This is a genomic window from Paenibacillus sp. GD4 (genome assembly GCF_030846225.1).
Classification (GTDB): domain Bacteria; phylum Bacillota; class Bacilli; order Paenibacillales; family NBRC-103111; genus Paenibacillus_G; species Paenibacillus_G silviterrae.
Genome location: NZ_JAVCYK010000002.1, coordinates 1,339,165 through 1,365,751 on the forward strand (window position 1 = coordinate 1,339,165; position 26,587 = coordinate 1,365,751).

Annotated in this window: 26 protein-coding genes; 3 read left to right on the top strand and 23 right to left on the bottom strand. The window is 50.1% G+C overall.

Features of this window, described 5'->3' with window-relative positions:
• Window positions 1-5: 5 nt before the first annotated feature.
• The 14 genes from RAC89_RS28830 to RAC89_RS28895 form a co-directional block, all read right to left on the bottom strand.
• A complete protein-coding gene (locus RAC89_RS28830) occupies window positions 6-1,013 on the bottom strand; it encodes an ABC transporter ATP-binding protein (RefSeq protein ID WP_306617126.1) in 1,008 nt (335 codons plus the stop codon).
• Between the two features lie 8 nt (window positions 1,014-1,021).
• On the bottom strand, window positions 1,022-2,116 hold the full coding sequence (locus RAC89_RS28835) for an extracellular solute-binding protein (RefSeq protein WP_306617127.1): 1,095 nt from the start codon (window positions 2,114-2,116) through the stop codon (window positions 1,022-1,024).
• Between the two features lie 75 nt (window positions 2,117-2,191).
• Entirely contained in the window at window positions 2,192-3,010 is an 819-nt protein-coding gene (locus RAC89_RS28840; RefSeq protein WP_306617128.1) for an MBL fold metallo-hydrolase, read from the bottom strand.
• Window positions 3,007-4,176: a GntR family transcriptional regulator gene (locus tag RAC89_RS28845; RefSeq protein WP_306617129.1), complete on the bottom strand. Its 1,170-nt coding sequence runs from the start codon at window positions 4,174-4,176 to the stop codon at window positions 3,007-3,009. The genes RAC89_RS28840 and RAC89_RS28845 overlap by 4 nt, the downstream gene beginning before the upstream one ends.
• Before the next feature lie 625 nt (window positions 4,177-4,801).
• Window positions 4,802-6,088 carry a hypothetical protein gene (locus RAC89_RS28850; protein ID WP_306617130.1) on the bottom strand — a complete coding sequence of 429 codons (1,287 nt, stop codon included), beginning with the start codon at window positions 6,086-6,088 and terminating at the stop codon, window positions 4,802-4,804.
• Window positions 6,089-6,858: 770 nt separating this feature from the next.
• Window positions 6,859-8,058, bottom strand: coding sequence for a hypothetical protein (locus tag RAC89_RS28855; protein WP_306617131.1), 1,200 nt, complete (start codon window positions 8,056-8,058; stop codon window positions 6,859-6,861).
• 139 nt (window positions 8,059-8,197) lie between these two features.
• A complete protein-coding gene (gene ptsP / locus RAC89_RS28860) occupies window positions 8,198-9,946 on the bottom strand; it encodes a phosphoenolpyruvate--protein phosphotransferase (RefSeq protein ID WP_306617132.1) in 1,749 nt (582 codons plus the stop codon).
• Window positions 9,947-9,988: 42 nt separating this feature from the next.
• On the bottom strand, window positions 9,989-10,264 hold the full coding sequence (locus RAC89_RS28865; RefSeq protein WP_306617133.1) for an HPr family phosphocarrier protein: 276 nt from the start codon (window positions 10,262-10,264) through the stop codon (window positions 9,989-9,991).
• A gap of 15 nt (window positions 10,265-10,279) precedes the next feature.
• Entirely contained in the window at window positions 10,280-10,732 is a 453-nt protein-coding gene (locus tag RAC89_RS28870; protein ID WP_284646356.1) for a PTS sugar transporter subunit IIA, read from the bottom strand.
• Window positions 10,733-10,778: 46 nt separating this feature from the next.
• Window positions 10,779-12,158 carry a fructose-specific PTS transporter subunit EIIC gene (locus RAC89_RS28875; protein ID WP_306617134.1) on the bottom strand — a complete coding sequence of 460 codons (1,380 nt, stop codon included), beginning with the start codon at window positions 12,156-12,158 and terminating at the stop codon, window positions 10,779-10,781.
• Window positions 12,159-12,190: 32 nt separating this feature from the next.
• Window positions 12,191-13,129, bottom strand: a complete 939-nt coding sequence (gene pfkB, locus RAC89_RS28880) for a 1-phosphofructokinase (RefSeq protein WP_306617135.1) — start codon at window positions 13,127-13,129, stop codon at window positions 12,191-12,193.
• A gap of 16 nt (window positions 13,130-13,145) precedes the next feature.
• Complete coding sequence (locus RAC89_RS28885) at window positions 13,146-13,910, bottom strand: DeoR/GlpR family DNA-binding transcription regulator (RefSeq protein WP_306617136.1); 765 nt, start codon at window positions 13,908-13,910, stop codon at window positions 13,146-13,148.
• 268 nt (window positions 13,911-14,178) lie between these two features.
• Window positions 14,179-15,285: a dienelactone hydrolase family protein gene (locus RAC89_RS28890; RefSeq protein WP_306617137.1), complete on the bottom strand. Its 1,107-nt coding sequence runs from the start codon at window positions 15,283-15,285 to the stop codon at window positions 14,179-14,181.
• 495 nt (window positions 15,286-15,780) lie between these two features.
• Window positions 15,781-16,428 (bottom strand): glycerol-3-phosphate acyltransferase, encoded by a 648-nt coding sequence (locus tag RAC89_RS28895; RefSeq protein ID WP_306617841.1) that lies wholly within the window; start codon window positions 16,426-16,428, stop codon window positions 15,781-15,783.
• A gap of 171 nt (window positions 16,429-16,599) precedes the next feature.
• Between RAC89_RS28895 and RAC89_RS28900 the strand changes: the two genes are divergently transcribed.
• Window positions 16,600-17,700: a PRK06851 family protein gene (locus RAC89_RS28900; RefSeq protein WP_306617138.1), complete on the top strand. Its 1,101-nt coding sequence runs from the start codon at window positions 16,600-16,602 to the stop codon at window positions 17,698-17,700.
• A gap of 78 nt (window positions 17,701-17,778) precedes the next feature.
• Here the strand turns inward: RAC89_RS28900 and RAC89_RS28905 are convergent, their stop codons facing one another.
• Together RAC89_RS28905 and RAC89_RS28910 are read right to left on the bottom strand one after the other, a co-directional pair.
• Complete coding sequence (locus RAC89_RS28905; protein WP_306617139.1) at window positions 17,779-18,426, bottom strand: hypothetical protein; 648 nt, start codon at window positions 18,424-18,426, stop codon at window positions 17,779-17,781.
• Between the two features lie 17 nt (window positions 18,427-18,443).
• Window positions 18,444-19,082 (bottom strand): helix-turn-helix domain-containing protein, encoded by a 639-nt coding sequence (locus RAC89_RS28910; protein ID WP_306617140.1) that lies wholly within the window; start codon window positions 19,080-19,082, stop codon window positions 18,444-18,446.
• 429 nt (window positions 19,083-19,511) lie between these two features.
• Here RAC89_RS28910 and RAC89_RS28915 point away from each other — a divergent pair, with 429 nt between their 5' ends.
• Both RAC89_RS28915 and RAC89_RS28920 read left to right on the top strand, forming a co-directional pair.
• Entirely contained in the window at window positions 19,512-20,075 is a 564-nt protein-coding gene (locus tag RAC89_RS28915) for a CBO0543 family protein (protein ID WP_306617141.1), read from the top strand.
• Between the two features lie 87 nt (window positions 20,076-20,162).
• Window positions 20,163-20,741, top strand: a complete 579-nt coding sequence (locus tag RAC89_RS28920; RefSeq protein WP_306617142.1) for a Uma2 family endonuclease — start codon at window positions 20,163-20,165, stop codon at window positions 20,739-20,741.
• A 139-nt stretch (window positions 20,742-20,880) separates the two neighbouring features.
• On the opposite strand, the gene RAC89_RS28925 is transcribed toward RAC89_RS28920, so the two are convergent.
• The 7 genes from RAC89_RS28925 to RAC89_RS28955 all read right to left on the bottom strand — a co-directional run bounded on the left by RAC89_RS28925 (window position 20,881) and on the right by RAC89_RS28955 (window position 26,575).
• Window positions 20,881-22,269, bottom strand: a complete 1,389-nt coding sequence (locus RAC89_RS28925; protein ID WP_306617842.1) for a protoporphyrinogen oxidase — start codon at window positions 22,267-22,269, stop codon at window positions 20,881-20,883.
• Between the two features lie 147 nt (window positions 22,270-22,416).
• A complete protein-coding gene (locus tag RAC89_RS28930) occupies window positions 22,417-22,848 on the bottom strand; it encodes a MarR family winged helix-turn-helix transcriptional regulator (RefSeq protein WP_284646371.1) in 432 nt (143 codons plus the stop codon).
• 22 nt (window positions 22,849-22,870) lie between these two features.
• The gene (locus tag RAC89_RS28935) at window positions 22,871-23,167 is read right to left on the bottom strand and encodes a DUF2277 domain-containing protein (RefSeq protein WP_306617143.1); all 297 of its coding nucleotides are present in this window, start codon (window positions 23,165-23,167) and stop codon (window positions 22,871-22,873) included.
• Between the two features lie 192 nt (window positions 23,168-23,359).
• A complete protein-coding gene (locus tag RAC89_RS28940) occupies window positions 23,360-23,695 on the bottom strand; it encodes a hypothetical protein (protein ID WP_284646375.1) in 336 nt (111 codons plus the stop codon).
• Window positions 23,696-23,697: 2 nt separating this feature from the next.
• The gene (locus RAC89_RS28945; protein ID WP_284646376.1) at window positions 23,698-24,501 is read right to left on the bottom strand and encodes a ParA family protein; all 804 of its coding nucleotides are present in this window, start codon (window positions 24,499-24,501) and stop codon (window positions 23,698-23,700) included.
• A gap of 210 nt (window positions 24,502-24,711) precedes the next feature.
• Complete coding sequence (gene glpK / locus RAC89_RS28950) at window positions 24,712-26,202, bottom strand: glycerol kinase GlpK (protein ID WP_306617144.1); 1,491 nt, start codon at window positions 26,200-26,202, stop codon at window positions 24,712-24,714.
• A gap of 184 nt (window positions 26,203-26,386) precedes the next feature.
• Window positions 26,387-26,575 carry a hypothetical protein gene (locus RAC89_RS28955; protein ID WP_306617145.1) on the bottom strand — a complete coding sequence of 63 codons (189 nt, stop codon included), beginning with the start codon at window positions 26,573-26,575 and terminating at the stop codon, window positions 26,387-26,389.
• Window positions 26,576-26,587: the final 12 nt, after the last annotated feature.

Here is a 26,587-nt window from a genome sequence, read left to right on the forward strand (position 1 = left end):
TTCCACTAATACTGCAAAATATCGCCGGCATGAACGTACATCGTGATTTCATCCCCGACTTGATGGCGGGCCAGCCCGGTTTCTTTCTCAATGGTCTTGAGCAGGCCTCCGCCGGCGACCTCGATGACATACTTGCTGTATAAGCCGTAAAACTCCTGATCCATGATGGTCCCCTTGAGCTGCACGGCGTCTTTCCCCGGAAGGGGCAGCAAGCTTACTTTTTCGTTGCGGATGTAGGCAATCTTCCCCGGTGTGACCCATTCCTTCAATCCACTGTTCTGAATAATCCGCGGATCGATTTGGTTAATGTCGCCAATGAAATTGCATACGAATTCCGTCTTGGATTGATTGTAGACCTCATGCGGCGTGCCGACCTGCTCAACGATCCCCTGATTAAATACGGCGATCCGGTCCGATAAGGTCAGCGCCTCTTCTTGGTCATGGGTGACGTAGATCGTCGTTATGCCGAACTTCTTCTGAAGGTTCTTCAGCTCGTTGCGCAGCTGTACTCTCAGCTTCGCATCCAGGTTGGACAAGGGCTCATCCAAGGCTAGAATGCTCGGCTTCAAGACAAGCGCTCTGGCAATGGCTACACGCTGCTGCTGACCGCCGGACAGCTCCGACACCTTCTTCACCAGCTGCTCTTCCTTCAGATCGACCTTCCGCGCAATGTCGCGCACTTCCCGGTCTACCTCTTCCTTGGACGCCTTCTTAACTCTCATCCCGAACGCGATATTCTCGTACACATTCATGGTCGGGAAGAGGGCATAGCTTTGAAACACCATGCTGATATCTCTTTTTTCGATAGGCACATTAGTAATATCCCGGTCGCCCAGCATAATCTGACCGCTTGTCGGCTGAATAAAACCGACCAGGCTGCGGAGAATTGTTGTTTTCCCGCACCCGGACGGGCCAAGGAAGGTGAAAAACTCGCCTTCCTTGATGTCCAGATTGAGATTTTTGATCGCGTGAAATTGACCGAACTTTATTTGAATATCACGAAAAGTTATCATAGCTACCTCTACTTCATGATCTGCAATTCGATTTTCTCTACCCATTTGCCAATGTTAGCTGCAATGAAGCCCCAATCCAGCGGCTGCGCCTTCAGGTTCGCATACAATGCCTTTACAGCATCATTGGCTTTGGCTGCAGCTTTGGTATTGGCCGGCATCGCATTAAACTTGGCTGCAAATTCTCCTTGAACGTCAGCCGTTCCCATCCACTCAACGAATCGTTCTGCCGTTGCCTTCTTCTTCGTACCGTTGACAATCGCGGCGTGCTCTACAATCATCGGAACTCCGATTTGCGGGCTGACAATGCCTGCTTTTACCTTGTATTGCTCTTCCTTCTTGCCGAGAGTACCGGAAACCACAGCGCCCAGCGGTGTTTTACCGCTTGCCAGGTTCGCATAGAAGTCTTCGCCTTCTACCGCTCTGACACCGTTATCGAACAGCTGCTTCACTTCATTCCAGCCTTCCTTGGAGATGCCAAGCTCGCCCTGCGGATCCTTGTGTCTTGTCAAAATGCCTGCCACGACAAGCTGCGGCGTAATTTGTCCAAGCAGCGTAGGCGCTTCATACTTGCCCTTGAACGCCGGGTTTTTGTAGAGATCCGTCCAATCCTTTGGCGCCGTCTCGGCCGTATAGTTTTTAGGATTATAGCCCAGCAGAATCGCTTGCTTCACCAAGCCGTGATAGAAGCCCTCCGGATCGTTAAGCCCAGGCTCCACCTCTCCAGCCCACTTCGGTACATACTTGGTTAGAACGTTTTCCTTCTTCAGATTCTCATACAGCATGTTGTTCAAGCCGAACACCACGTCTGCAATCGGATTGTTCTTCTCCGCAATCAATCGATTTGTCAGATTGGCGCCGCCTGCTCCAACCAGCTCGATTTCGAAGCCGGAGGCCTTTGCCTTCTCGACTAACCATTCGCCGCGACCGTCGGAATTCGCGTTCGTGTACACGATCAGTTTTTCATTCTTCACCGGTTCGTTCGCTGCAGGCGCAGAGGCGGAAGGCGAGTTCGCAGCCGGGGCTGACCCTGTATTGCCGCCGCAGGCTGTTACCGCAAGACACAGAATCGAGATCAAAGAGGTGCTTACTAATTTTTTCATCATGGATGAAACACTCCTTTTGGGATATAGGTTGATTGAATATAAAAACCATGGCACCGCTTAAGGAACAGCGTACATCTAAATATGGACAATCAATCCGTCATAAGCCACCACGATTCCTGCAGGTTGGAATATCGCCTGAAACTCCTCGTGTAGCAGCTTGGAATTATGGCTGAAATGTGTGGCGATAATCAGCCCGTTCTCCTTCAGGATGCTTTCCTTCTGAAACTCGCGCTGGGCTTCCAGGATCGTCTCAATGCACATATGATTGCGGTCCCGGGATTTTCCCGTATACCCATGGGTGCAGTCGAGTATCGCGCCATCCAGCTGCTTCCCCTGCAACCACGCCCATGTCGCTTCCGGAAACCAGCCGGAGTCATGACCGTACAGCAGCTTCTTGCCTCCCTTCTCGATCACATACAGCAAGCAGGTTTCCATCTTGTCATGATCCGCCAGCAGCGGGGTAACCAGTGCATCACCGACCGTTATGGTCTCGAAGGGGCGCAGCAGATGAAAGGCATACCGTTCTCCGACAAATCGGCCGATGGCGGTGCGTGTATGATGCATGACGGCATCGTTCCCGTAAATATGCATCGGATGCTCCAAATTGTGAGCGATTCCAACTCTGCGGCATTCCAAATCATACGCGTTAAAATGATCGGAGTGCGTATGGGTAACCAGCAGGTGCTCGATCGCCCCGAAATCGATGTTATCGCGAAGTGCCTGCATGTAGGAGTCCGGCGAATAATCGAACTTGATCACATCGTCAATAATGGCCGAGCTGCGCGTACGGATGTTTTTTCCTCCCAGCTCCCGTGCTTTAAGACAAGGCTCGCAGCGGCAAAACGCATTCGGAAACCCTTCTGCTGCTGCGGTTCCTAGAAAATGAATCTTCACAGTATCTCCTCCTGCTCGCGATGAAGAACAGACGTTCTCTTTACGATGCTTGTTTGTATTTTAATCGTTATGGGCTTCTCATTCGAATGGTTAACCCGCTTCATCAGCAGATTAAATGCCGATTGGGCCAGCTGCTCGGTATCCTGTCTGACCGTCGTCAGCGGAATCGGGGTTAAGGCTGACAAATGGATATCGGAGAAGCCGACGATGGACAGCTTGTCAGGAATAGAGATTCCCATGCGCAAGGCTGTGTATAAGGTGGATATCGCCACATAATCGTCGCCGCCCATAACCGCCGTCATCTGCGGATTCTCGGAGAGAAACTGTTCCTGCTCCGGATCGCTTTCGTTGATTCGGCTGGGATCGCACAGCACGCTTCTGAAATGAATGTACTGCACCTTAACGGGAATCTTATGATCAAGCAGCGCCTGAATATATCCTTGATACCGCTCCTCTCTGCTAGTTATATTGTCGATCGGATTCGAGGTGTAACCGATTTCACGATGGCCTTGCTCGATCAAATGTTTGGTCATCTGGTAGGAGCCCATAAAATGGTCGTGGTACACGCAATCGATTTGCACTTCCCGGAAAATCCGGTCGATGATGACAATCGGAAACTGCTGCAGCTTCAACCTTAGCACTTGGTCGCTGCAGGTTTTGCGGCCCTGCGGGAACAGGATGATACCATCCGTGCCGTTGTCAACCAGCTTCTGCAGGCAGCGATCCTCGTCTTCCTTATCCTTGCTGATTTTCAGAATCAGATCACAATCGTGCTTGCGTACTTCCTTTTCGGCTGCCGCAATAATTTTGGAAGTGTAATCGGACAGATGAGGTACGACAAGCGCAATCTGCTTGCTTTGTTTCTCTTCTACAGGGGCCGGCTCACGAAGCGCTTCTATGGCATCCTTGGCTGACACCTCACCCTGCTGTGCGGACAGGAAGGTTCCCCTTCTTGGCAAGCGGTATACGAGCCCCTGCTCGGCCAGCCGTTCCAGCGCCAGCTTGCTCGTCATCCGGCTTACGCCGAACAGCTTCGCCAGCTCCCCCTCCGAAGGAACAGGATCGTGCGGCTGGAGTCTGCGGCTCTGGATGATACCGATGACCTTCTCGGCAATTTGCAGATAGAGCTGTTGATTCGGTTTTTTCGATACTTGTAGGTTCCTCATTGCGGTTATCCCTCGTTCTTTTAAAAATCACAGTGAATTGTGATCTGAATTGAGCTTACAAAATGTCACTGACATATTCAATGAATGTTTCGTTAATATTTTGTAAAGCAAGCACTTGACAACATCATTCGCTTCTATTTCCTCTGATTCTATATCACATTATATCAGTATATCTGTAACATATCAGTGGAAGATATCAGGTATGAAAAGAGCTGCCGGAGGCAATACTCCATAATATATCTATTAATAATGAGTACCTTATAAATTAGTATCTTCTAGCCAAGTTATCAACAACCGGACATGCCGTTGATATAAGGACTTTCGTTTTGCCTGTGAACAATTATTTAGACCCGAAGCTGCTCTTGTGTACAATTTTTAGACGTTCTGAGAAACGTGTGAATAATTTAGAATTTGTGTTACTCATAAGTAATGAAGTATGGGTCGTAATTGGGGATAATCTGCTTCTTATGTCTGAATAAATAACCGATGCTGTGTTGGTGTAGGGGTTCGAAGACTCGTTGGGACGTGAGGAAGGGTCTCTCTTTGTCGTATCCCTGTTTCCGCGCACGACAAATAACCCCGCTGCACTGCAGGGGGGTTATGCGGTTGCTTGGGAACGAACCCTCTAATGTAGTTCTAGCAAGAGATCTTCCAAGTAGAAGGTATCGCAGTCGATTTTCTCCCCGTAACGGTGACGGATCACCGGAACCGCCTTATTACACAACCGTTTCAGCTCGGCAAGGGACAGCTTGTCCTTAATGGAACGGAAAAACTGGAGAGGTCTGGCTTCGGCGTAGGTTTCTACGCCTTCCTCGTTCTCTGCCATACCGAGATAACGATAAGCTCCGGTATGCTGCAGCACCTCCATATAAGCGACGAACGCTTGATCCTCCAGCTCGGCTCGGAGCATGCTCACCAGATCCACTCCGTCCGTCAAGCCGTAACGAAGGATAAAGTCCCGAATGCGTGAAACGGCAAAGCGCAGGGTACGCAGGCTTTTGTTATGCAGCAGCTGGGCAAGCTTAAGGAACAAACCGCCATGCTGCACTTGCTCGATATGCCCCAGCTTATGATAATGGACTAACTGACGAAGCCGTGCGACTGTTTTGGAGTAAGGGATTTTGGCCTGAGGGATCATGCGGTATTGTGCCCCGGCTACATGCCGTACAAGGAAATAAGGATTCAGCGCACAGCGAAGAGACCAGCGGCCAAGGCTATCCTTCTCTACCGAGCAGTTGAGAAAAAGACGCTCGCCGTGGATTTGGATGGAAGAGAGGGAATCCAATAGCTCCTTGATCTGGGCAGGACGGGATTTATGTGTTAAGGTATAGATCCAGGAATCGCGTCCCAGATATTCTTTAAACTCCGATTTGACCCGATTGCCGTTCCGGCTTACTATGTACAGGTACAGCTTCTGGGCGGCCACAGGCAGGCCCGTAAACTGCTGTGAGAATACGACAGGGTGGAATAGGATAAACCGGCCGCTATCGCGCTTATACGACTCCAGCTTCCACTCTTCTACGATGCCGTTCGTGGAGACGGAGAGCAGGCCGAGCTCAATGAATTTATGGATTTCGGCATAAAATTGCTCCTTGCTGCAGCCCTGCTCATATTCGTCCAGCATGAGCTTGTATAGCCGGTGTACAGGGCACCCGACCAGTGTTCCTTCGGTATTGAAGCGCCGCGAGATCGTCATCACTAGGCGCAGGGTAGTAGCCGTCACATGAAATTTGCGTAGAGGATGACTATGCTTGCGGAATAAAAAAACAGAGTCGGATGCATAAGATTTCTCCAGCTGGAATATATCTGATAGAAAGGAATGATCGACCGAAACGGGGTACGTGCTGCCCGGCTGCCGATTGTTCAAACGTAAGTAGCAGCTCTGTTCGGTTCTTCTTCTGGACTCACCCACGGATCGATCCTCCTCTCTTGATATTATTTCCTTTACTAGAAACGAAAAATTCTATATAATAAGAACAGCGCCCTTTTTTTGGGTAAACCAAAGCAGACCTGTCACATCGCAATTTTTTGCGCGTGAAGGCTTGCAAAAGGCGGCCTCCTGCTGGTAACAGGACGCTGGCCGGTTCAAAAAGGGACTCGAGAATAATTCAAAATCAGATCCAAGTTGGCGCTTGGATCGGCACAGTAAAGTTTGGCGACTTTACTGCTGAGCCTCCCCTGCAAGGGAGGTTTTTTGCTTGGTACAAGTTTCCTACAAATTCGACATTAACACTAAATGAATCATGGCGCAATTCGGATATGTTGTATGAGTTATACGTAATTTGTTGTATGAGTTCTTCGTCATCTGTTGTATAATCCGTTGTTTATTGTATAGATCAATCGTCGTACGTTGTATAATTCGTCGTGTATTGTATAAATCGTTTTATGATGATGGGAATAATGTCTTGTGTTGTATGGTTTTTTCGTCGTGTGTTGTATAAAGTGTCGTAGTATGTTGTACTTGTGCACAAAATTTTTTGTGGATAACGAAAAAAAATATTTGAATCGTCCTATATTGTACTGAAACGTCGTCGTGTATTGTATAAAACGTCATCTGTTGAATGAATTTTCGTCGTATGTTGTATAAAAAATCCGTCGGCTAATGTACAAAACGACGTAGGATATTGTATAACACAAAAAAAGGATCTATCCCCTGTGGATAGATCCTACTTTTTTTTTCATTTATGTGAATAACACCTGCTGAATGGCATCCGTTTTTTCGGCAACGGCGACACTTTTTGCGGCGTACTGCAGCTGCAAATTGTTGGGTCTAACGTAATACATCCAATTTCCCGTTCCGATGCGCACGTCCTCCCAGCTGGCTATGATCCCGGACTCCAACAGCTCCTGAAACCCTTTTTTGATCGCAATATGGGCACGGTTTGCATTATTCCGGTCTTTATCCAGGTGACTATGCAATCGCTTGAACTCTATCTGGTAGATTTCTTTCTCTTCCTTGCTGTACTCATTCAGGATAAACTTGTACAAGCTCTTCGCCACATCCAGGGACAGGTCATTCATCAGGTGCATATTGATGTTGAAGAATTCTCCGTTCTGAAGCGCTTGATGGATGTAATCCTGCAGAAGAATCGTAAAGCTGGAAAACTTCTTCCCTTTGGCCGAGAAGGACTGAAAGATACGATGATACTCGAACGAAGCGTCCTCATCAAAGTCGGAGATCGCATCCTCAAATACCAGCGAAGTATTATAAATATCCAGGAGGCTGTCCCGCACGCTCTGATAGTCGCCTCCGCCGGGATTGGCAATCTTCATCTCTTCCACAATCTCGCGGATTTCCACACGAAGCTCCTTAGGCGTTCCTTTATCCACACACACCTTGCATAAGGAAGAGAACACCTTGTGGTCGTAATCGGTGAGCAGAGTTCCGTTGGCATTCATGAAGTAAAGCTGACGATATCCCCCGTCTCGTTTCTCCATGATGATGCCGCTGCGCTTTTGCATTTTTTCCAGCGTAGCCTTCTTAGGCTTATCCACACTGAAGACGGGAAAATCAACGTGCTTATGAAGGATCGGATGCTCCCCCTTCTTGGCCCGCGCTTCCTTCCTGCTGGCTATGGCTGCCTCCAGGATCTTCATCTTCAGATTGAGATTGGTAAGCTCATACAGCTCCTCTTGGTCCAGATCCGCCCCCTGCTGCCGGGCCTTCAGCTGAGTTTCCCGTAAGGAGTTGATATCTCGACCGATAATAACGTATGCTTTATCCAGTTCAGCAGAGCTGAAGTTCAAAAATTTATGAATTTTCTCGGCAATCATGCGATCGACCAGATCGTTAATAATGCCTTCCGGCAGAGACGAGCCGTATGTACTGGCATAAATGGGCAATGATGCTTCATCGAGAGCTGTCATCAGCTTCTTGCTCATCTTCAGATATCACCTCCGTGCCTTCCTCTTTCTATTATTCTAGCGGTTTCCCACACGAAAGACAATATAGACGCCCCTAGGAAAAATAAAACAGCCTAAGTCTTTATGAATCAGGGACTTAGGCTGTCAGTTTTTCGATTTATTCCTGAGCAGCAGCCAGGGATTGATGGAAAGCCTCCAGCGTCTGCCGTACCTCTTCCGCGGTATCCAGCTCCAGGATCCGTTCCGCCAGCTCCGTACAGGCTATCTTCTCAAGGCCGGTGACGACCTTCTTCACCTTGGACAGAGAGGAAGCCGACATGCTCCATTCATGCAGCCCGAGTCCAAGAAGCAGCGGCGCCGCCAGCGGGTCTCCCGCCATACTGCCGCACATCCCCGTCCATTTGCCATAGAGGTTCGATGCATCAATGACATTCTTGATTAAACGAATGACGGCAGGATGAAAGTAATCGTACAAATAAGATACCTTTTCGTTCATCCGGTCTACGGCGACCGTATACTGCACGAGATCGTTGGTCCCGATGCTGAAAAAGTCCACTTCCTTGGCAAAGCTCGAGGCCAGCAGAGCGGCAGAAGGAATCTCTACCATAATGCCGAGCTCAACATTAGCCGCAATTGGCGTACCCTCGGAGATAAGCTGTTCACGCGCTTCTTCATACACGGACTTGGCTTGACGCCATTCCTGGAGTCCGGAAATCATCGGGAACATGATCTTCACCGTGCCGTGGACCCCTGCTCTCAGGATGGCTCTCAGCTGGGTAAGAAGCAGCTCCTTGCGGTCCAGGCACAAACGGATGGCACGATAGCCGAGAAACGGGTTCATTTCCTTCGGCAAATCCAAATAAGGGAGCTCCTTGTCCCCACCGATATCCAATGTGCGGATGACGACAGGACGGCCCTGCATAGACTCGGCTACGGCCTTATAAGCACGATACTGCGTTTCCTCATCCGGCATACGGGACTGCTCCATGAATAAGAACTCCGTACGGTACAGCCCGACTGCTTCCGCCCCTTGGCTTAGTAGGGAAGAGGCTTCTTCCACTGTTCCGATGTTCGCGGCCAGCTCGATACGGAACCCATCCAGCGTAACGGCCTCACGCCGGGCATAGGCCGCAAGCAAAGTCCGTTCCGCTTCCTCCCGCTCCATTCGTTCCTCGTAAGCTTCCTTCGTTTCTGGAGTCGGATTCACGAGGCATTGCCCGGTGGAGCCGTCAATAATAAGCGGATCACCATGGTCAATATGCTCGATTCCGTCACCCAGCCCAAGGATGGCGGCAATGCCCAGGGAATTCGCTAGGATGGCCGTATGCGAGGTTTTCCCCCCAATTTTGGTGACAAAGCCCAACACAAGGTTTTTATTCAATTGAACCGTATCCGAGGGGGTCAGATCGTCCGCGATGAGAATCACCTGCTCTTGGATATCCGAGAGCTGGTTCCCCTCAGCACCGGACAAGAGCGCATACAGCCGGTTGCCTACATCCCGGACATCCGCGGCGCGTTCTCGCATATATTCATTCGCCATCTTCTCGAATAAACCGGCGATTTGGTTCACGACTTCATACACGGCCGATTCCGCCGTACATTGCTCCTTCTCGATCCGCTTCTCCATCGGTGGATAGAAGGTCGGATCCTGCAGGAAGCTGATCTGTCCCTTCAGGATTACAGCCTTCTCTTCCCCCAGCGTGTTCTGGGTATGTGCGATCAGAGCCTGCAGCTCCTCCTGGCACTTGGCTTTCGCTTGCCGAAGCCGTTCGATTTCCCGGGAAGGGTTGTCGGTTGTTTTTTTCTCTACTCCGTTCATTCGAACCGGGTTATAGACGAAGGCCTTCCCGATCCTTACTCCGGGAGAAACCCCAAGCCCTGTCAGCTCTCGCTCTGTTTTCACCATGGTCCTCTCCTCCTGTCCTGCCATTCAAAGCAAAGCTGCCGTTTACTCGCCGAAGCCGCTCTCTACCAGCTCCACCAAGGCCTCCATAGCCTGCCCGGCATCTGGTCCGTCTGTGGTGATGGTAATGACGGAGCCTTTCTCCAAGCCCAAGGTCATCAGGCCCAGAATACTTTTACCGTCAATTTCCGTCAGATCGGTTCCGTTATGAAATTTCACGCCGACGCTGGATTGGAACTCAGCCGCCTTTTCCGTAAAAAGCTGGGCAGGGCGAATATGAAAGCCGGACTCGTTCCGGATCGTAACTTCTTTCGTTAACATTGAGGTCATCTCCTATTAGATCGATTCAAGAATAGCCTTCAGCTGCTGAGGCTCCGTCACTTCAAGCAATTGCTTCCGGAAGCCTTCGTCAATCAGCTTGCGGGACAGGGCAATCAAAATTTGCAGGTGCTCGTTACCGGCAGCCGCTTCCGGAACCGCGATCATGAAAACGATCGATACCGGGTTGCCGTCAAGGGAGTTCCAATCGAGCGGCTGTGCGAGCTTGGCGAAGGCCAACCCCGGTTTCGCTACCCCGCCGGATTTGCCGTGGGGGATGGCTACGCCGAAGCCGATTCCTGTGGAGCCGGTCTCCTCCCGCTTCAGTACCGCGTCCAAATAAGCATTCTTATCGGTAATACAGCCCGCAGCATTCAGTCCGTCAATCATGGTGCGAATGCAGCTTTCCTTATCGGTCGTTTCCAGCGGGATCATAATGCTTTGGTCATGAAGCAATGCTTGAACGTTCATCGTTTCGTCCTCCTATGGATAGGGGCAGGCCGCCCCTTTGAAGTTGTTATGATTCTTGGATCGGCTTCTTCAAGATGTTCAGCAGCAGAGCCGTCAGCAGCATACCCGCCGCGATAGAGATAACATAGAACAAGAGCTGTGTGACTGCATTAGGAATCAGAAGCACGAAGATACCGCCGTGAGGCGCGCGAAGCGTAGCGCCGAAGAACATGGATAATGCGCCGGTCAGTGCAGAGCCCGCTACGATCGAAGGGATGACTCGAAGCGGATCGCTCGCCGCGAACGGGATGGCTCCTTCGGTAATGAAGGAGATACCCAAGACGGAGGCTGCTTTCCCAGCGTCGCGTTCTTCCTTCGTGAACTTCTTCGGACCGATTAGGGTTGCGAGCCATAAGCCGAGCGGCGGGGTCATTCCCGCTGCCATAACTGCAGCCATCGGACCGTAGATGTCGCTGGCGAGGAGACCAATGGCAAAGGTATAAGCGGCTTTATTGAGCGGCCCCCCCATATCGAACGCCATCATGGCCCCGAGCAGCAAGCCGAGAAGCACGGCATTCGTGGAACCGAGCGATTTCAGCCACAGTGTTAATGCGTCCATGATCGCTTTCACCGGTGTGCCGATCACGTAAATCATCAGTAGTCCGGTGATGCCGGTTGCCAGGAGAGGGATAATCAGAATCGGCTTCAAGCCTTCCAGGTTTCTAGGAAGCTTAATATAATCCTTCAGCCATTTGGCCACATAACCGGCAAGGAAGCCCGCGATGATGCCTCCTAGGAAGCCGGCCCCCGTCTGGGTTGCCAGCATGCCTCCTACCAAGCCCGGAGCGAGACCCGGCTTCTCCGCAATGGAGAAGGCGATAAATCCGGCAAGAATTGGTACCATCAGCGCAAATGCAGCGCCCCCACCGATACTCATCAAGGCGGCTGCGAGAGTCCCCTCTTGCTTGAAGGCTTCAATACCGAAGACAAACGATAATGCAATCAGAAGACCGCCGGCAACAACGAGCGGGAGCATATTCGATACGCCTGTCATCAGGTGTTTATAGGCGCCTGTGCGTCCTGCACTGCGTTTAGACTTGGATTCCTCGACCTTCTTCGCGAAGTCTTCGGATACGCTAGCCGCTTCTTTGTTCAGCGCTTCTTCCAGAAGTCCTGCAGGATTCTTAATGGCTTGTGCGACAGGAACCTTCACTACCGGCTTCCCTGCGAAGCGGGATTCAAGAACATCCGTATCCGCTGCAACGATAATGGCGTGTGCCTCGGCAATTTCTTCAGGAGTCAGCTCGTTCTCCACACCGACAGCGCCTCGGGTTTCGACCTTGATCGGGATTTGCTTCTCTTTCGCTGTCCTGGACAAGGACTCTGCAGCCATATAGGTATGCGCTACCCCGGTCGGACAAGCGGTTACCGCAAGAATTTTTTTCATAGTGTGCCTCCGTTTTCCAAGATGTCATTCATTTAAGGCTTCCAAATCGTGACACTGCTCAGCTTCTCCTCGACCTCAGGAAGCGTACATACCTGCGTCCCCGGCTTGGAGGCGGTCACCGTACCCGCGGCGGATGTCCAACGGGCCGTTTCCTCCAGGGTTTTGCCATGCAGCATACAGTAAATCATCGCGGCTACCATGGAATCACCCGCTCCTACGGTGCTCATAGGCGTAATCGGGAACGGTTTCGCCCGGATGGCTTCATCCTTAGTGACCAGGATCGAGCCGTCGCCGCCTAAAGAGACAGCAACCAAAGCAATCCCTTTTTCCGTCAGCCTTCTTGCTGCGGCGATGATATCCTCATCGGTCGTGAAGGTTTCCTGAAACAACGACTCCAGCTCGTGAATGTTCGGCTTGATGGCGAAAGGAACGGCCTCTATGCCGTGCACGAAAGCCTCTCCGTCCGCATCGAGCACGGTTCGGACTCCCTCCGCATTCGCCAGCTCGGTTAAGGTCTTGTACAGATCGGCTGGCGCCCCGGGAGGTAGGCTCCCCCCAAGAACGACAACCGCTGCGCCCTGCACCGCCTCACGATAATTTATCAAAAAAGCTTCAAGTGATGCCGCTGTAACAGTAAAGCCAGGCTCATTCAGCTCCGTCGTGATATTGCTTCGTTCCTCATAGACCTTCAGGTTGATCCTTGTTTCCCCTTCCGTCTCCGTAAACCGGTGAGGAATCCCAAGTTCCTGCAGCTTCTCGCTGAGCACTTGCCCTTGATGCCCGGCCGTAAAGCCCGAGCAGGTAACCTCAACGGCAAAATGCTTCAATACCTTCGCGACATTGATTCCTTTCCCGCCAGGGTCCATACGCCAGTCCGTGATTCGATTCAGACCGCCGAATTGAAATTCGTCCAATGTGACGGTTTTGTCCAAGGCCGGATTTAACGTGATAGTAACTACTGCGGAGTTCATGAAATCCACCTTCCTCTCAAACCACCGTTACCTTAATGCCGGCGGCCAGCATTTCTTTCACCGCTTTATCTGTAATTCCATCGTCAGTTAAGATTTGATCGATTTCCGAAAGCTCGGCCACCTTGGCGAAGGAGACCTTGCCGAACTTGCTGTGATCAGCCAGCAGAATCACCTGCTTAGCGGATCGAATCATGCCTTTCTTCGCGGAAGCTTCCAGAAGGTTGGGTGTTGTTAGTCCGACTGAAAAATCCACACCATTGATGGCCAGAAAAGCTTTATCCACATAGACGGAACCGAGCGCCCTCTCCGTTAAGGGACCGACCATCGCTAACGTTTCATGACGGAATGTGCCTCCTGTCAGAACGAGCTCGATTCCGGTATGGCTTGATAGCTCCTGCGCCACCATGATCGAATTGGTCACGACGGTCAATTGCTTGAATGCCTTCAGCTCCTTGGACAAATAATAAGTCGTCGTCCCGGAATCGAGCACCAGCGTATCCCCTTCCTCAACAAAAGATACGGCAGCTTTGGCGATAGCCTCCTTCTGTGCGCGGAACCGGTCCTCCTTCTCCATAAAGGTAGGCTCCGCATTGTCGCTTACCAGCATAACCGCACCGCCGTGCGTACGGCGCAGCTGCCTCGCTTCCTCTAGAATCTTCAAATCACGGCGCACCGTCGATTCGGACACCTGGAATTGCTGTGCCAGCTCCTGAACGGAAGCTCTTGCTTTCAATTGAACATAATCGGCGATCTTCTGCTGGCGCTCTTCTTCAAACAGCAAAGGGAACTCCCCCCCCTTATCTAATCGGATATCTTACGCTCATTCATGATTGTTTGTTGTTGAATATGATTATATTTGATTTATTATAGTTTGTAAAGCGCTTTCTGGATGAAATATGAGTCAAAACAGTCACAAATGAGCGAGATATGGCAGAGATGCTCTTCATTCCATAAAATCCAGCACATTTGAATAACCATGCCCCTCCTGATCCAGCGGATGGGATAACGAAAAGGCCATGCTTCCTGGAGGAAGAATGGCCTTTTAATGGTTATTTCATCCGCTCATCCGCAAAATCCATAAACTGCTCCCAATCGTAGTCCACCATATCATGCTTGCCTGTACGCAAGTGATAGCCGATACGGTCCCCATGTACGGGTGTGTCCGGTTCTGGAAATCTATCACAATCGATACCCTTGACGGCGTAGAAATGGTAGGCTGGTGCAGCCAGGACGACGGATAGAAATTCGGAAGCTGGGTCTGCCCATTCATCATCTGTTGCGCTGGAGACGTATAGCAGCCGGGGAGCAATCAGAGCAAGCAGCATGTGCTGATCTACCGGAAGCAGTTCTTCTTTGCCGTTGTAGGATTTGTAGTTTTCGTTAAACCAGTGAGGAAACGACTTGTTAATATCCCTAACGGTCTCGCCCTTCTTTCCGCGTGTGACGGCGGCACCCGTGCAGCCGGAGTTATTGCTGACGACCATGGCAAAGCGTCGGTCTATGGCTCCTGCCCATAAAGCCGTCTTGCCGCCGCGGGAATGTCCGACGACGGCTACTCGGGCAGAGTCAATATCCGTATCCGTTTCTAAGTAATCCATCGCCCGGCAAGCACCCCAAGCCCATGCGGCAATGGTACCCCAAGCGTTGGGAGGCCGCTTTCTTTCGGGTGGATCGAAGATACCGTGAACTCCATTACGGAAATCATCGTGCTGATCAGGATCGATTTCACTCAACTGGAGTACAGCGGCGGCATAACCTCGTGCAACGATTCGCTCCGCCGGCCAGAACGAATGTTTCACTAAGCGCTCGGGATCCGCAGCATTCAGGCCACGGTTATTGATCAGCAGGAAAGCCGGTACCGGCTTCTCCGCTTGAATGGGGACAAATAAGTTGAGCATGAAGCTCCCCTGTCCGCCCGGACCCTCATAGGAGATCCTCACTTGCTTGCGGAATGCGGCGCCGTCCATCATACGATGCATAGCTTCAACGGAGAAGCGGAGTGTTTCCGGTCTCTGTACCGGTTCCCGGCCATACACATGCTCGCGAAAAAGATCCAACAGCTGCGGACGCCGCTGTCTTTCCCACGACTCCCTTCCCGTTAGAGGTTCTCCGTTCTGCAGGATGATTAGCTCGGGTAATGACTGTAATCGCTCCAAGTTTTGCATCTTCCTTTCGAGGGTATGTTGGGTCTCAAGCGACCCCGGACATCCGCAACGGTATCATTTTTTTATCAAAAATGTATAACTCTCCCCCTTCCGGCGCATACTACCCCAAAACTTACAGTAAGGGGCAGATTGCATGTTCTCTCGAATCAGGTCCGGTTTGAAGAGCTTCTTCATCAGCGAGCGGTCCGACGACTATGTTTACTATTACCCGCACGAATTTAGCATGTATTATATGCCGCCATGGGTGAAGGAAGAACCAAGTCATATGGAGGCTGCTGAAGAACCTTCGTACACGCAGCCTTTTCCAACAAAGCCATAGAAAGCAAAAAAAGGTTCAGCTGCCGACACAACGGAGCGGAACCTTTTTTTCTTATAACATTAGAATTTATAAGTTTTGAGCGGAGCTCAAGGATTCTAATGTTTCAAGAAAAGCTTCCTCTGGCTCACGAATGTACATCCCCGAGAGGGCTTCGATAGAAGCTTTTCTTATTTACTAACCTTAATAAGCTTCATAAGCCCTAGCGGCTTCTCTTCCCCCTGTACCAAGCGGAGAATGTTAGGCCAATGCGCGATGACCGCTAAGCCCAAGTAGCCGCAGGCGAACAGGGTCGCCCCGTTGTCCCCGTAAACAAGAAGGTAGTACAGTGCTTCTATGGTGAAAAAGGTCAAAGCGAACACGGACATCCGATCGACAAGCAGGAGCAGAATGACGCCTGCGAACAGTAGCAGCAGGGTAAACAAAGGATTGACGACTAGAAACACTCCGATGCCTGTAGCGAAGCCTTTGCCGCCTCGAAAGCGGAGCAATATCGGATAATTATGCCCGAGGATGACAGCCAGTCCCGTAGCGAATGCGGCGAGCATCCCGACCTCGGAACCGCCTATGGATGTAAATACGATTTTGCCCGCCAGCACACAAAGAAGACCTTTCAGAAAATCGATGAGCAAGGTAGCGGCACCGAACTTCAAGCCAAAAACCCGGGTCATATTCGTTGTGCCGGGGTTCTTGCTTCCAAGTTCCCGAATGTCCTTATGGGCAAACCTTGCAGAAATAAAAATGGCGGCACAAAAATTGCCGACCAAGTAACTGCTTACAGCCAGTAAAGCTAGCTGCCACCAATACGGTTCAAGCATCACCAATCCTTCACTCCCCTATAAATCCGGCCGGACTCAATCCATCTGATTACATATTACCATAATTAGACATACGGTGTAAGAGAAAAGGTGCTGCCCCTGCACACTTCCGGGAGCCCAGAATATAATGACTCTAGGCAATCGAGACATTAGCACAGGAAGGTGAACTGCATGGCGGGAAATGTAAAAAACTATTATGCAGGCGGTAACACGGCTAGAGGCTTCGCCAATTTATTCGGGTCCTCTCTGCAAGGACTGGAGCGGGTTTATATCTTGAAGGGCGGCCCCGGCTCCGGCAAATCAACCCTCATCCGCACCATCGGCAATGAGCTTGCCGAGCAGGGGTATGACATTCGCTTCATCCACTGCGCATCGGATAACCGTTCCCTTGATGGCGTCATCGTTCCGAAGCTTGGGCTGGGCATCGTGGACGGCACTGCGCCGCATGTGATCGAGCCTGAAGTCCCGGGTGCCGTGGAGCAATACGTTGACTTGGGTCAGGCATGGGATGTAGCACAGCTGTCGGAGCGCAAAGCAGACATCATCGAGCTGAACCGAAGCATTAAGGCGGCTTACGAGGCAGCCTACGCTACTTATAAGGAAGCGCTTCGTATTCATGACGAGTGGGAAGCGATTTATATAGGCTGTATGGATTTTGACGCGGCAAATGAAGTGACGGAGGAATACACGGGCAGGCTGTTTGGTTCGGTCCCTTCCACAGGGAAAGCTGCGGTTGTGAGCCACCGTTTCTTGGGAGCCGCTACTCCTGAAGGCGCAGTAGACTTCGTTCCGAATTTGACGGAAGATGTGGCCAAACGCTATTTCATTAAGGGGCGCCCCGGCTCCGGTAAATCGACGATGCTGAAGAAGCTTGCGGCTATTGCGGAAGAACGCGGTCTGGATGTGGAAATATATCACTGCGGGTTTGACCCGAACAGTCTGGACATGATTATCGTGAGGGAGCTCGGTGTAGCCATGTTTGATAGCACCGCGCCTCATGAGTATTTCCCGGAGCGGGAGTCGGACGAAATCGTGGATATGTACTCACGCTGCATAACACCGGGCACTGATGAAAAGTACGCCGCGGAGATCGCGGACATTCAGGCGCGGTACGCAGCGAAAATGAAGGAAGGCACCGCCCACCTAGCCCACGCCAAATCGCTGCGGGATCAATTGGAAGCCATTTATGTAAAGGCGACCGATTTCAGGCTGGTGGATGAGGCACGTGAGCGAATCCGTAGTGAAATCCAATCCTGGATTGCCGGCAAATAAACACAATAGCCTCTACCTCCAGAGCTCGGGCTGTGGGGGCTGGAGGCTTTATTTTGTACGATGATGTTGGTGCTTTCACTAATCCTCCATGATCTCCTTATGGTACGACAAATAAATCAAATAACCTGTGATGGCCAGGGCACCGATTGACCCCATCAGGAATAGCCAAGGATAGAGCAGTCCTACTCCTGCCGCAAGCAGCAATCCGACAATGGCGAACACAACCACCCGTAGATCATCATGGGACTTACGCTGAAATCTCCTGGAAATAAAGGTAAATCCGACATTGCTTTTATAGATAAGGAAGGTCAGCATATTCATCAAGACGATCAGGACAGCAAACTCGGGCACGCCGGGCGTTTGGTTCAACCGATCCATGACTTTTTTAAGCGAATACTCCAGCATGATATAGTTGGATAGGAATTCGGCCACGCTGAGCATCGAATACGGAACCACCGTCATCATCATGGCATACAGCCATGGAATTCGGAAAATGAAAACCAGCGTACAGACCAGCGCAATCGGCTGTCCGATGGGAACTAATGCCTGTGTAAATGTTTGAAGCTGCAGCAGCAGCGAGACTTGGGTCATGATCAATACGGAAACCGCTATTCTCGAAACGTTGTCCCTAAGCTTGAACCGGAAGAGTGTAAAGGAGAACAGAAATATACTCAGCCAGAGGATGAGATATTGAATGCTTAACCCAAGCACCGTACCAGCCGACATACCGCACCTCTTTCTAGTTAATCCGATGGCGTAAATATTGATTGAATGGCGGACTTCAAACCGTTCTTTTTGTCTACATTGTATTCGAGCGTTGTCCCGTTATGTTCCGCGATGCTTCTGAGAATGAGGCTTTGATGCTTGTTTAGGCGAAGCGGAGATACTCTCAAGCTGATGTTAGGCTCAAAATGAACGGTGCCGGCCTTCCAATCCACCGCCCGGATCCGCCCGATATTCACGAATAACTCCGTATCCAGACGCTTAAACGAATGCGCCTCGAATTCCTTGAGCAGTTCATGGAAACGGGGCAAATCACAATGCATGTTGAACTGCTGCCCGGGAGAACCCAAGTGGAACTGGACATGATCCGTCATAATTTTGGCATATAGGACCTCTGTGAAATCGACCTGTTGTTCTGTGTCTTGTTCTTGATATAAATGTCCTGCCATCGTCATCAGGTCCTTATAGGGGTAGTTATAGGCCGCGGACAGCTTCTTCAATGTATCCGGCGACGGAATGATCCTTTCGTTCGTAGAGCGATTCTTTTCGAGCTCCAGATCTCTTATGTATGCATGGGATAAGCCGCTCAGCTTCGCCGCTTCTCTAAGTGACCGACTTCCTCTTAATTGCTCTAGAAAAGAACCAAATCCCTTCATCATAATGAACACCTCACCTGTCTATCAACGATTTCGTTCCTTACTATAATCGATTCCAAACGCAAAAGATAGACAGAAATAATTGACAAGTGGTTACAGAAAAATTGCCGATAGTGTGAATGCGGCGGTTCTAATTCACTTCCTTGCCCGGACGGTCCGGGAAACCCAAGCTACGATTTCTTCCGGCTTCATCGGCTTTCCGTACTAATTGCCCTGCATCAGTCTGCAGTCCCGGGATAGTAAGAAGTCGACTTGTTCCATCGTCTCCACCCCTGCGGTTCTTCAGTGTTGAACAGCTTTCCGTTTCCCTGAAGCTGCATAGCTTTTTTCATCATCCGGACTTGACTTTCGGACAGACTTCCGCATTCCACATAATTTGCATCAATTTGGAAAATAATACAGGAATCCATTGATAGATTGGAGGCAGGGTGAGTGGGTAACAGGGTGCAGTTTGACGACGTTCATGAGGCGGCCATGCACTTGAACGAGGTACGAATAAGTTATTGGACCAGCCATACCGTCTTCTCCTATTCCTGGTGGTTTTTGTTGATTTCTACAGCCGGGGCCTTTCTGCTATGGATAAAGCTTGTTGACCGCAAGCGGCTGTTGGAGATTAGCCTGTTCGGCTCCTTGGTGCTGACCCTCATCATGCTGCTCGATATGATCGGAGGCGAGCTGCAGCTTTGGGATTATCCGACGATGGTGCTGCCCTGGGGGCCTAGAAATGTTTGTGTGGACATCATAATGACCGTAATCTATATGCTGATCTACCAGTACGCCGTAAGATGGAGCACCTTCATCCTCGCACTCCTGGTCATGTCATTTCTCTTTAGCTTTGTTTTCGAGCCTATTGCCGTTTGGTTGAAGGTGTACTTCCCTTTTGTTTGGCAGCATTACTACTCTATTCCCGGATATCTGCTGATCGGTATTTTGATGAAGCGGGTGCTGCATATATTTCTTCGATTCCAACATTCGGGGAAGGCCGCTAACAGGTGAGTGCGCAGCCGTGTTGTTATTTGGATGCGAGGCATAGTGATGATATACTGCTAGTAGGAAGCATCCATTCGAACGGAGGGATCGACAATGGGGTTGCCTGATAAAAAAACACCTGTAACCTATGCGGATTACCTGACTTGGGATGAGGGCTTGCCTTGCGAGGTCTTAAACGGCGAAATTATTAATATGACACCATCTCCCACTCCAAGGCATCAAGATATACTTGGCGGTATTTACACGGAGTTCCGAGCTTTTCTTAAGGGGAAAGCCTGCCGAGCTTTCATTGCTCCGATCGATGTCTGCTTGTTCGCCACGGATGAAACCAAGGAAACGGAAATAATGGACTGGCTTCAGCCGGATTTGCTGGTTGTCTGCGACTCGAACAAAATCAAAGAAAAGCGGATTGTTGGGGTCCCCGATATGGTGATGGAGGTTCTGTCCCCCTCTACAACGAAAACAGACCGGGTTCTTAAATTTAATACTTATGCCAAAGCCGGTGTAAAGGAATATTGGATTGTTGACCCTTACCATGAGTTTATAGAGTCATTTCGACTTCACAATAACTCTTATGAACGAACGGGGCAATATTTCCGATCAGATATCATCCCATTAAGCTTATTTGAGGATTTCGCAATCGATTTAAGCACGATCTTCATTGATGATTAGCTCTATGATGTGAAATATTCACAAAGTTAATAATTTACTTGGTCAACCAAAAAAAGGGGCTGTCCCATAAGTAGAAATTCTACTTAAGAGGCACCCCTTATTTTCACGGACTTATGGGACAGTCCCTTACTCTTCCTATCTATAGCATCCGTTCCGCAAGGATTTGCGCCGTCTTCTCCCCGTTCGCAATACAGTCTGGAATTCCGACGCCGTAATAGGAGCACCCGGCCAGAAGAATGTTAGGGTCGCTCTGCCCTAGCTTCTGCACTAACGACTGTACGGTCTGAGAATGCCGTATGTGGTAATTCGGCATCGTTTCATGCCATGGCGTTACCCGAAACGTGACCGGCTTCTCCTGGATTCCCAAGCTCTTGAAGATATCGCTAAGCGCTACCTCGACAAGCTCTTCCTCCGTAAGCTTCAGCAAGCGCTCATAATGCGGATTGGAGCTCTTGTAGAACAAGCGTACGAGCAAACGATGTTCTCTCGAGGTATGTTCCCATTTGCGGCTTGTCCAAGTGCAGGCATTGCAGATGAGATCGTCCCCTTGAGCTACGATGAAGCCTGTTCCGTCCTTCGGAAGTAGACTGTCGGAAACGTCGAATCCGAGATAAACGGATATAAGAGAGCTGTTCGTCAGCTGGTTGAAATCCTCATCCAGCTCCTCCGATTGCAGTAAGGCTTGGGCTGCATTATGCTGCGTACTGAGAACGACATAATCGGTCTCGATCACCCGGGAGTCGGCCAGGGTAATGCGATATCGTTCACCGAGCCTCTCCAAACGCTCCGCTTTCATGCCCTTAATGATCTCTACGTCCTCAAGCTTTTGCTCCATGACATCGATGAGCGAGGAAACTCCGCCTTCGAAGGAAAGAAACTTTTTGTCCCCATTTCCCTGATACTGCTTCCTGTTCTCGGAGAAGCCCTGAATGATACTGCCGTATTTATTTTTATAATCCAGCAGGTATGGCATGGTCGAGGCGAGTGTCAGGTCGTTCAGATTCCCTGAATACACACCGGAAATGACTGGAGCAATCTGCCTCTCAACAAGCTCCTTCCCTAGGAAAGCGGTCAAGAAATGACCGATCGAATCCGTCTTTGTGAAGGTTTCATTCGGTGTGTAGAAATCCTTCAATGCTTCAACCTTGCCCTCGGCGGATATCAAATGACTCTTGGCCAGTGACTCCAAGCTGAGCGGAATTCCAAAAACCGTATCATCCGGTATTTGCTTCAGCTCGTTATCCATATAGAGAAAGGATTTTCCTGTTGCATTATAAACAACTGCATCCTGCAGACCCAGCTCTTCGAGAAAAGGGGCTACGTTCTGTTTGCGGGCCACGATGGAATCGGCACCTGTTTCCATAATGAAGCCGTCCTCGTATGCCGTTTTGATTTTACCGCCTAGCGTAGCTTCAGCTTCCACTACGATGATGTTAGCTTTGCCCTTGCCTTCTCGAATCGCTTTTTGCAAATAGTAGGCAGCGGACAAGCCGGTAATACCCCCGCCTATGATGACAACGGTTTTCAACCCAATGCACCTCGATTTCATCCAGTTATGCCGGGCCTCCCTCAGGGGCTCTTTCAAGTTAAGGGAGAGGCTACCAACACAGTACTTAAGCAGAAGCATGGTTGTCTATGACGTATTTCACACTGCATGCGTTTCTGCTTCTTTTCGTTACAGCTGGTCCCGTACTTCGTCTTCAACCATCTTTTCCATTAACCGAGTGACCAATTCCCTCTCATCCGGCTGTAATTTCGTAAAGTACGAGCTGATAATTTCATTTCTTTTGGCAACTGCCCTTGCTAGGACTTCCCTGCCGCTATCCGTCAGCTCAACGAGGATGGATCTCCGGTCCAAAGGATCATCCCCCCGCACCACGTATCCCGCATTCTCCAAGCGATCAATCATAACGGTCACCGCACTAGGCTTTACTCCCAATCTCTCGGCGATCTGCGTCAGCTTGCATTTTTCCTTTTGGTTGATGAAGTATAACATGAACATCTGGGGCGCTGTGATATCAGTGCCTACGCTCTGCATAATGCCTGCTTCGATGCCCCGTCTGAACGACTGAACAGCCGTATGGATTCGATCAACCAAAGTACTCATTTCGCCGTTACCCCCAATGATTTCAACTTAATGGTGCCCCTGTTCCATTTTTTGTTCCGAATCTTTTGGCGTTCCGTTCTCTGGCGCGCTGAATTTCCACTTCACGGTTACGCGGCTCCGCATGGGTCACGAGTGAGCTAAGCAGCTTCGAAGCTGCCGCGGAGACTTCTTCTATCGCACGCTGGAACGCTTCCTCATTGGCTTTGGAAGGCTGCTGGAAACCGGATATTTTTCTTATGAATTGCAGGGACGCGGCCCGGATTTCATCCTCGGTTGCCGGTGGCTCGAAATTGTGCAATGGTTTTATATTTCGACACATAAGGTTCTCCTTTGGACTACTGTATACCTCCATCTTACTATACTAGGGCTGTTATCTGCCAGTCCTGCGGAGTTGGGGGCGGTTGTCGAATCTTGATTTCCTGGGTAATAATTTGACAGGAGCTTAACTACAGATAATGACAGCATAAAAGGCCCGCCTGTGAATGGTTTAGGCGAGCCTTACATATATATATCATCCGTTTTCTTCTTCCAGCTTTTTCTTGAGAAATTCCTCTAAGGCCAGAACGGCAAAGGTGGATTTCTTCATGTATTTCCGTTCGCAGTATTGATCGATCCTCTCATCCAGCTCATAGGAGATCGCGAAGCTGACGGGTTTTACTTTCTTCACACGCTTCTCCTTCTTCACAGGCGGGGCGATTGGCTTTAGTTCCGGTTCCTGTTCGGGCTCCGGTTCCGTATACTTCGAAAGGACGCTTCTTCTTGGCTTGGACTCCAGAGGCGGCGGCGACGAAAGCTTCGTATCGAGCTCATCCAGCTGAGAAAGATTGATGTTGTTGTTGTTGCTCATGCTTATCCCGCCTCCCCGATCTTGGTAAAGATGGTGTTCGATACGGATCGGATGTCGTTCATCACATTCTTCGTGTATTTGTTATCCAGCGTATTCAGCATGATGCCTTCATTCTTCGAAGTAGAAACTGTCGTTGAATAGCGGATGTCTCCGATAAATTTGCTTTCCATAATACCGTACTCGACCAGCTCGCTCTTCATTTGATCCAGTTGTGCACGTGCTTTTCCTTTCGTGATCTCCACCTTGTTCCACACGAGTCCATAATCGATGTGGTAGCCTGCTTCCTGGTAATCCGAAATAATTTCTACACAGCGCTTCGCCGCAAGCTTCGCGTCGAGGTCAATCTCTAATGGAATGACGCAATAGTCCGAAGCTGCAATCGAGTAATTCACCATGTCCGCGTTCTCACTTGGATGGGTATCGATCAGGATATAATCGAAGATTTGGCGCAGCGGCTCAATCTTCTGCTTCAGCACCTCGAGCTGTTTAGGCTTCGGAACCTTACGGCTGACCCAATCCTCGTAATCGTCAATTCGTTCGTCAGAGGGTATGTAATAAATGCTGGTATCCTTGTATTGCTGGATAACCTCCGATGGTTTGGCTTCTCCGACAAGCCAATCATACGCATTCTTCTCGAAAGAATCACGGTTCTTCAGAAAGCCGGTTGCAATAGAGGAATTCTGACAGGTATCGATAATACATACCTTCTTCCCCTGCTCATGTCCGACGATGGAAATGAAACGTGCCAACGTCGATTTTCCTACACCGCCTTTGGTTGATAATACGGTAATTACTTTGCCTGTCATAGGTCTGGAATCCCCTTCCACACGTCAATATTCGTATATATCCATATTCTACATCAAGCGCCAAAAATCCTCTTAACAATATTAACTTTTTTGATATTTTTGTGATGCTTAACTAAGATAATAAAATTAATAAAATAAATAATGATAATTAACGTGATAAAAAGGCCAACCGGAAACACCGGCTGACCTTGAGAAATCAACGTATGAGTGCTATTTAAAAGCCATAGCAGCGTGAACGGCTTTCTTCCAGCCGGCATATAACGAGCTTCGCTCTTGGTCTGCCATCTTCGGCTGGAAGCGGCGCTCAATATGCCACTGCTGTGCAATTTGCTCCCGGCTCTCCCAGAAGCCGACGGCTAACCCTGCAAGGTAAGCCGCACCGAGCGCGGTGGTTTCGTTGATAACCGGACGCTCTACCGGCACACCTAGAATGTCGCTTTGAAACTCCATCAGGAAGTTGTTCTTCACGGCGCCGCCGTCTACCCGCAGCGTCGAAACCGGAAGTCCTGAATCCTGCTCCATCACAGATAAAATATCCTTGGTCTGGTAAGCTAATGATTCCAGCGTAGCCCGGATAAAATGCTCCTTCGTCGTGCCTCTTGTCAATCCGAAAACGCTGCCGCGTACCTCGCTGTCCCAGTACGGGCTGCCTAAACCTACGAAGGCGGGTACAATATAAACCCCTTCGGTGGAGGAAACCTTCACCGCATATTGCTCACTTTCGCTGGCATCGGCAAAAAGACGCAATCCGTCGCGCAGCCATTGGATCGCAGAGCCTGCAACGAAGACGCTGCCCTCCAGCGCATATTCCACCTTTCCGTTGATGCCCCAAGCTATCGTAGTAATTAGGCCGTGCTCCGAATTGACCGCTTGCTCTCCGGTGTTCATCAGCATGAAGCAGCCGGTTCCGTAGGTGGTCTTCACCATCCCCTGCTCATAACACGCTTGCCCGAATAAAGCAGCCTGCTGGTCCCCCGCCGCTCCGGCAATCGGGATCGAACAGCCGCCGAACAAGCTGGCGTCCGTATATCCGTATATTTCGGAAGAGGAACGAACCTCCGGCAGCATCGCCCGTGGAACCTCCAGAATCCGAAGCAGCTCCTCATCCCATGCAAGCTCATGGATATTATACAACAGTGTCCGGGACGCATTGGAATAATCCGTCACATGCACAGCGCCTCCGGTAAGCTTCCAAATCAGCCAGGTGTCGATGGTGCCGAAGAGCAGTTCACCTTTCTCGGCTCTTTCCCTTGCGCCATCCACGTGGTCCAGAATCCATTTTACCTTCGTTCCGGAGAAATAAGCATCAACGAGAAGACCTGTCTTTTGCCGGAAGGTATCTTCGAGGCCCTGTTCCTTCAAAGCATCGCAAATATCCGCCGTTTGTCTCGATTGCCATACGATGGCATGATAAATCGGCAGACCCGTAGCGCGATCCCATACTAAGGTTGTTTCACGCTGGTTCGTGATCCCGATTCCGGCAAGCTGCTCCGGCTTAACTTGCGCTCCCTGTAAGCAAGCGGCAATAACATTAGTAATCGATTTCCATATCTCAATTCCATTCTGCTCCACAGAGCCCGGTTTAGGAAAGTATTGACGAAATTCCTCTTGCGCTGTGTACACAATGTTCCCGTTCTTATCGAAAAGAATTGCTCGTGAACTCGTCGTTCCTTGATCCAAAGAAAGAATATAGCGCTCCAACCAAGCTTCCCCCTATCCACAAGTGACGTTGATATGAAAAAAGAGACCATGGCCAAATAGCCCCTACATGTAGAGGGCAATTGACGTGGATCTCCATTTCTCCATCACTCGATTTATTAACTTACTTCTTAAGGTATATGAAAATGTATGCGGTGTCAACGCTGAAATCAGGTTTCAGGCACACTCAGCCCTTCGTCAATGTCAGTCCCTCCAACGACGGCAGAACAGTAACGTTAAGCTTGCCTGCTATCAAGCCGTACATATCGTCGCGGCGGAACTTCTCCTGATAAGCATACACCCACATTCTCTTGCTTTCATCGAAGCCCAGGTATTTCATATACTGCATTCTTTGCTTTAGATCATGAATCGTCATATATGCAGAATC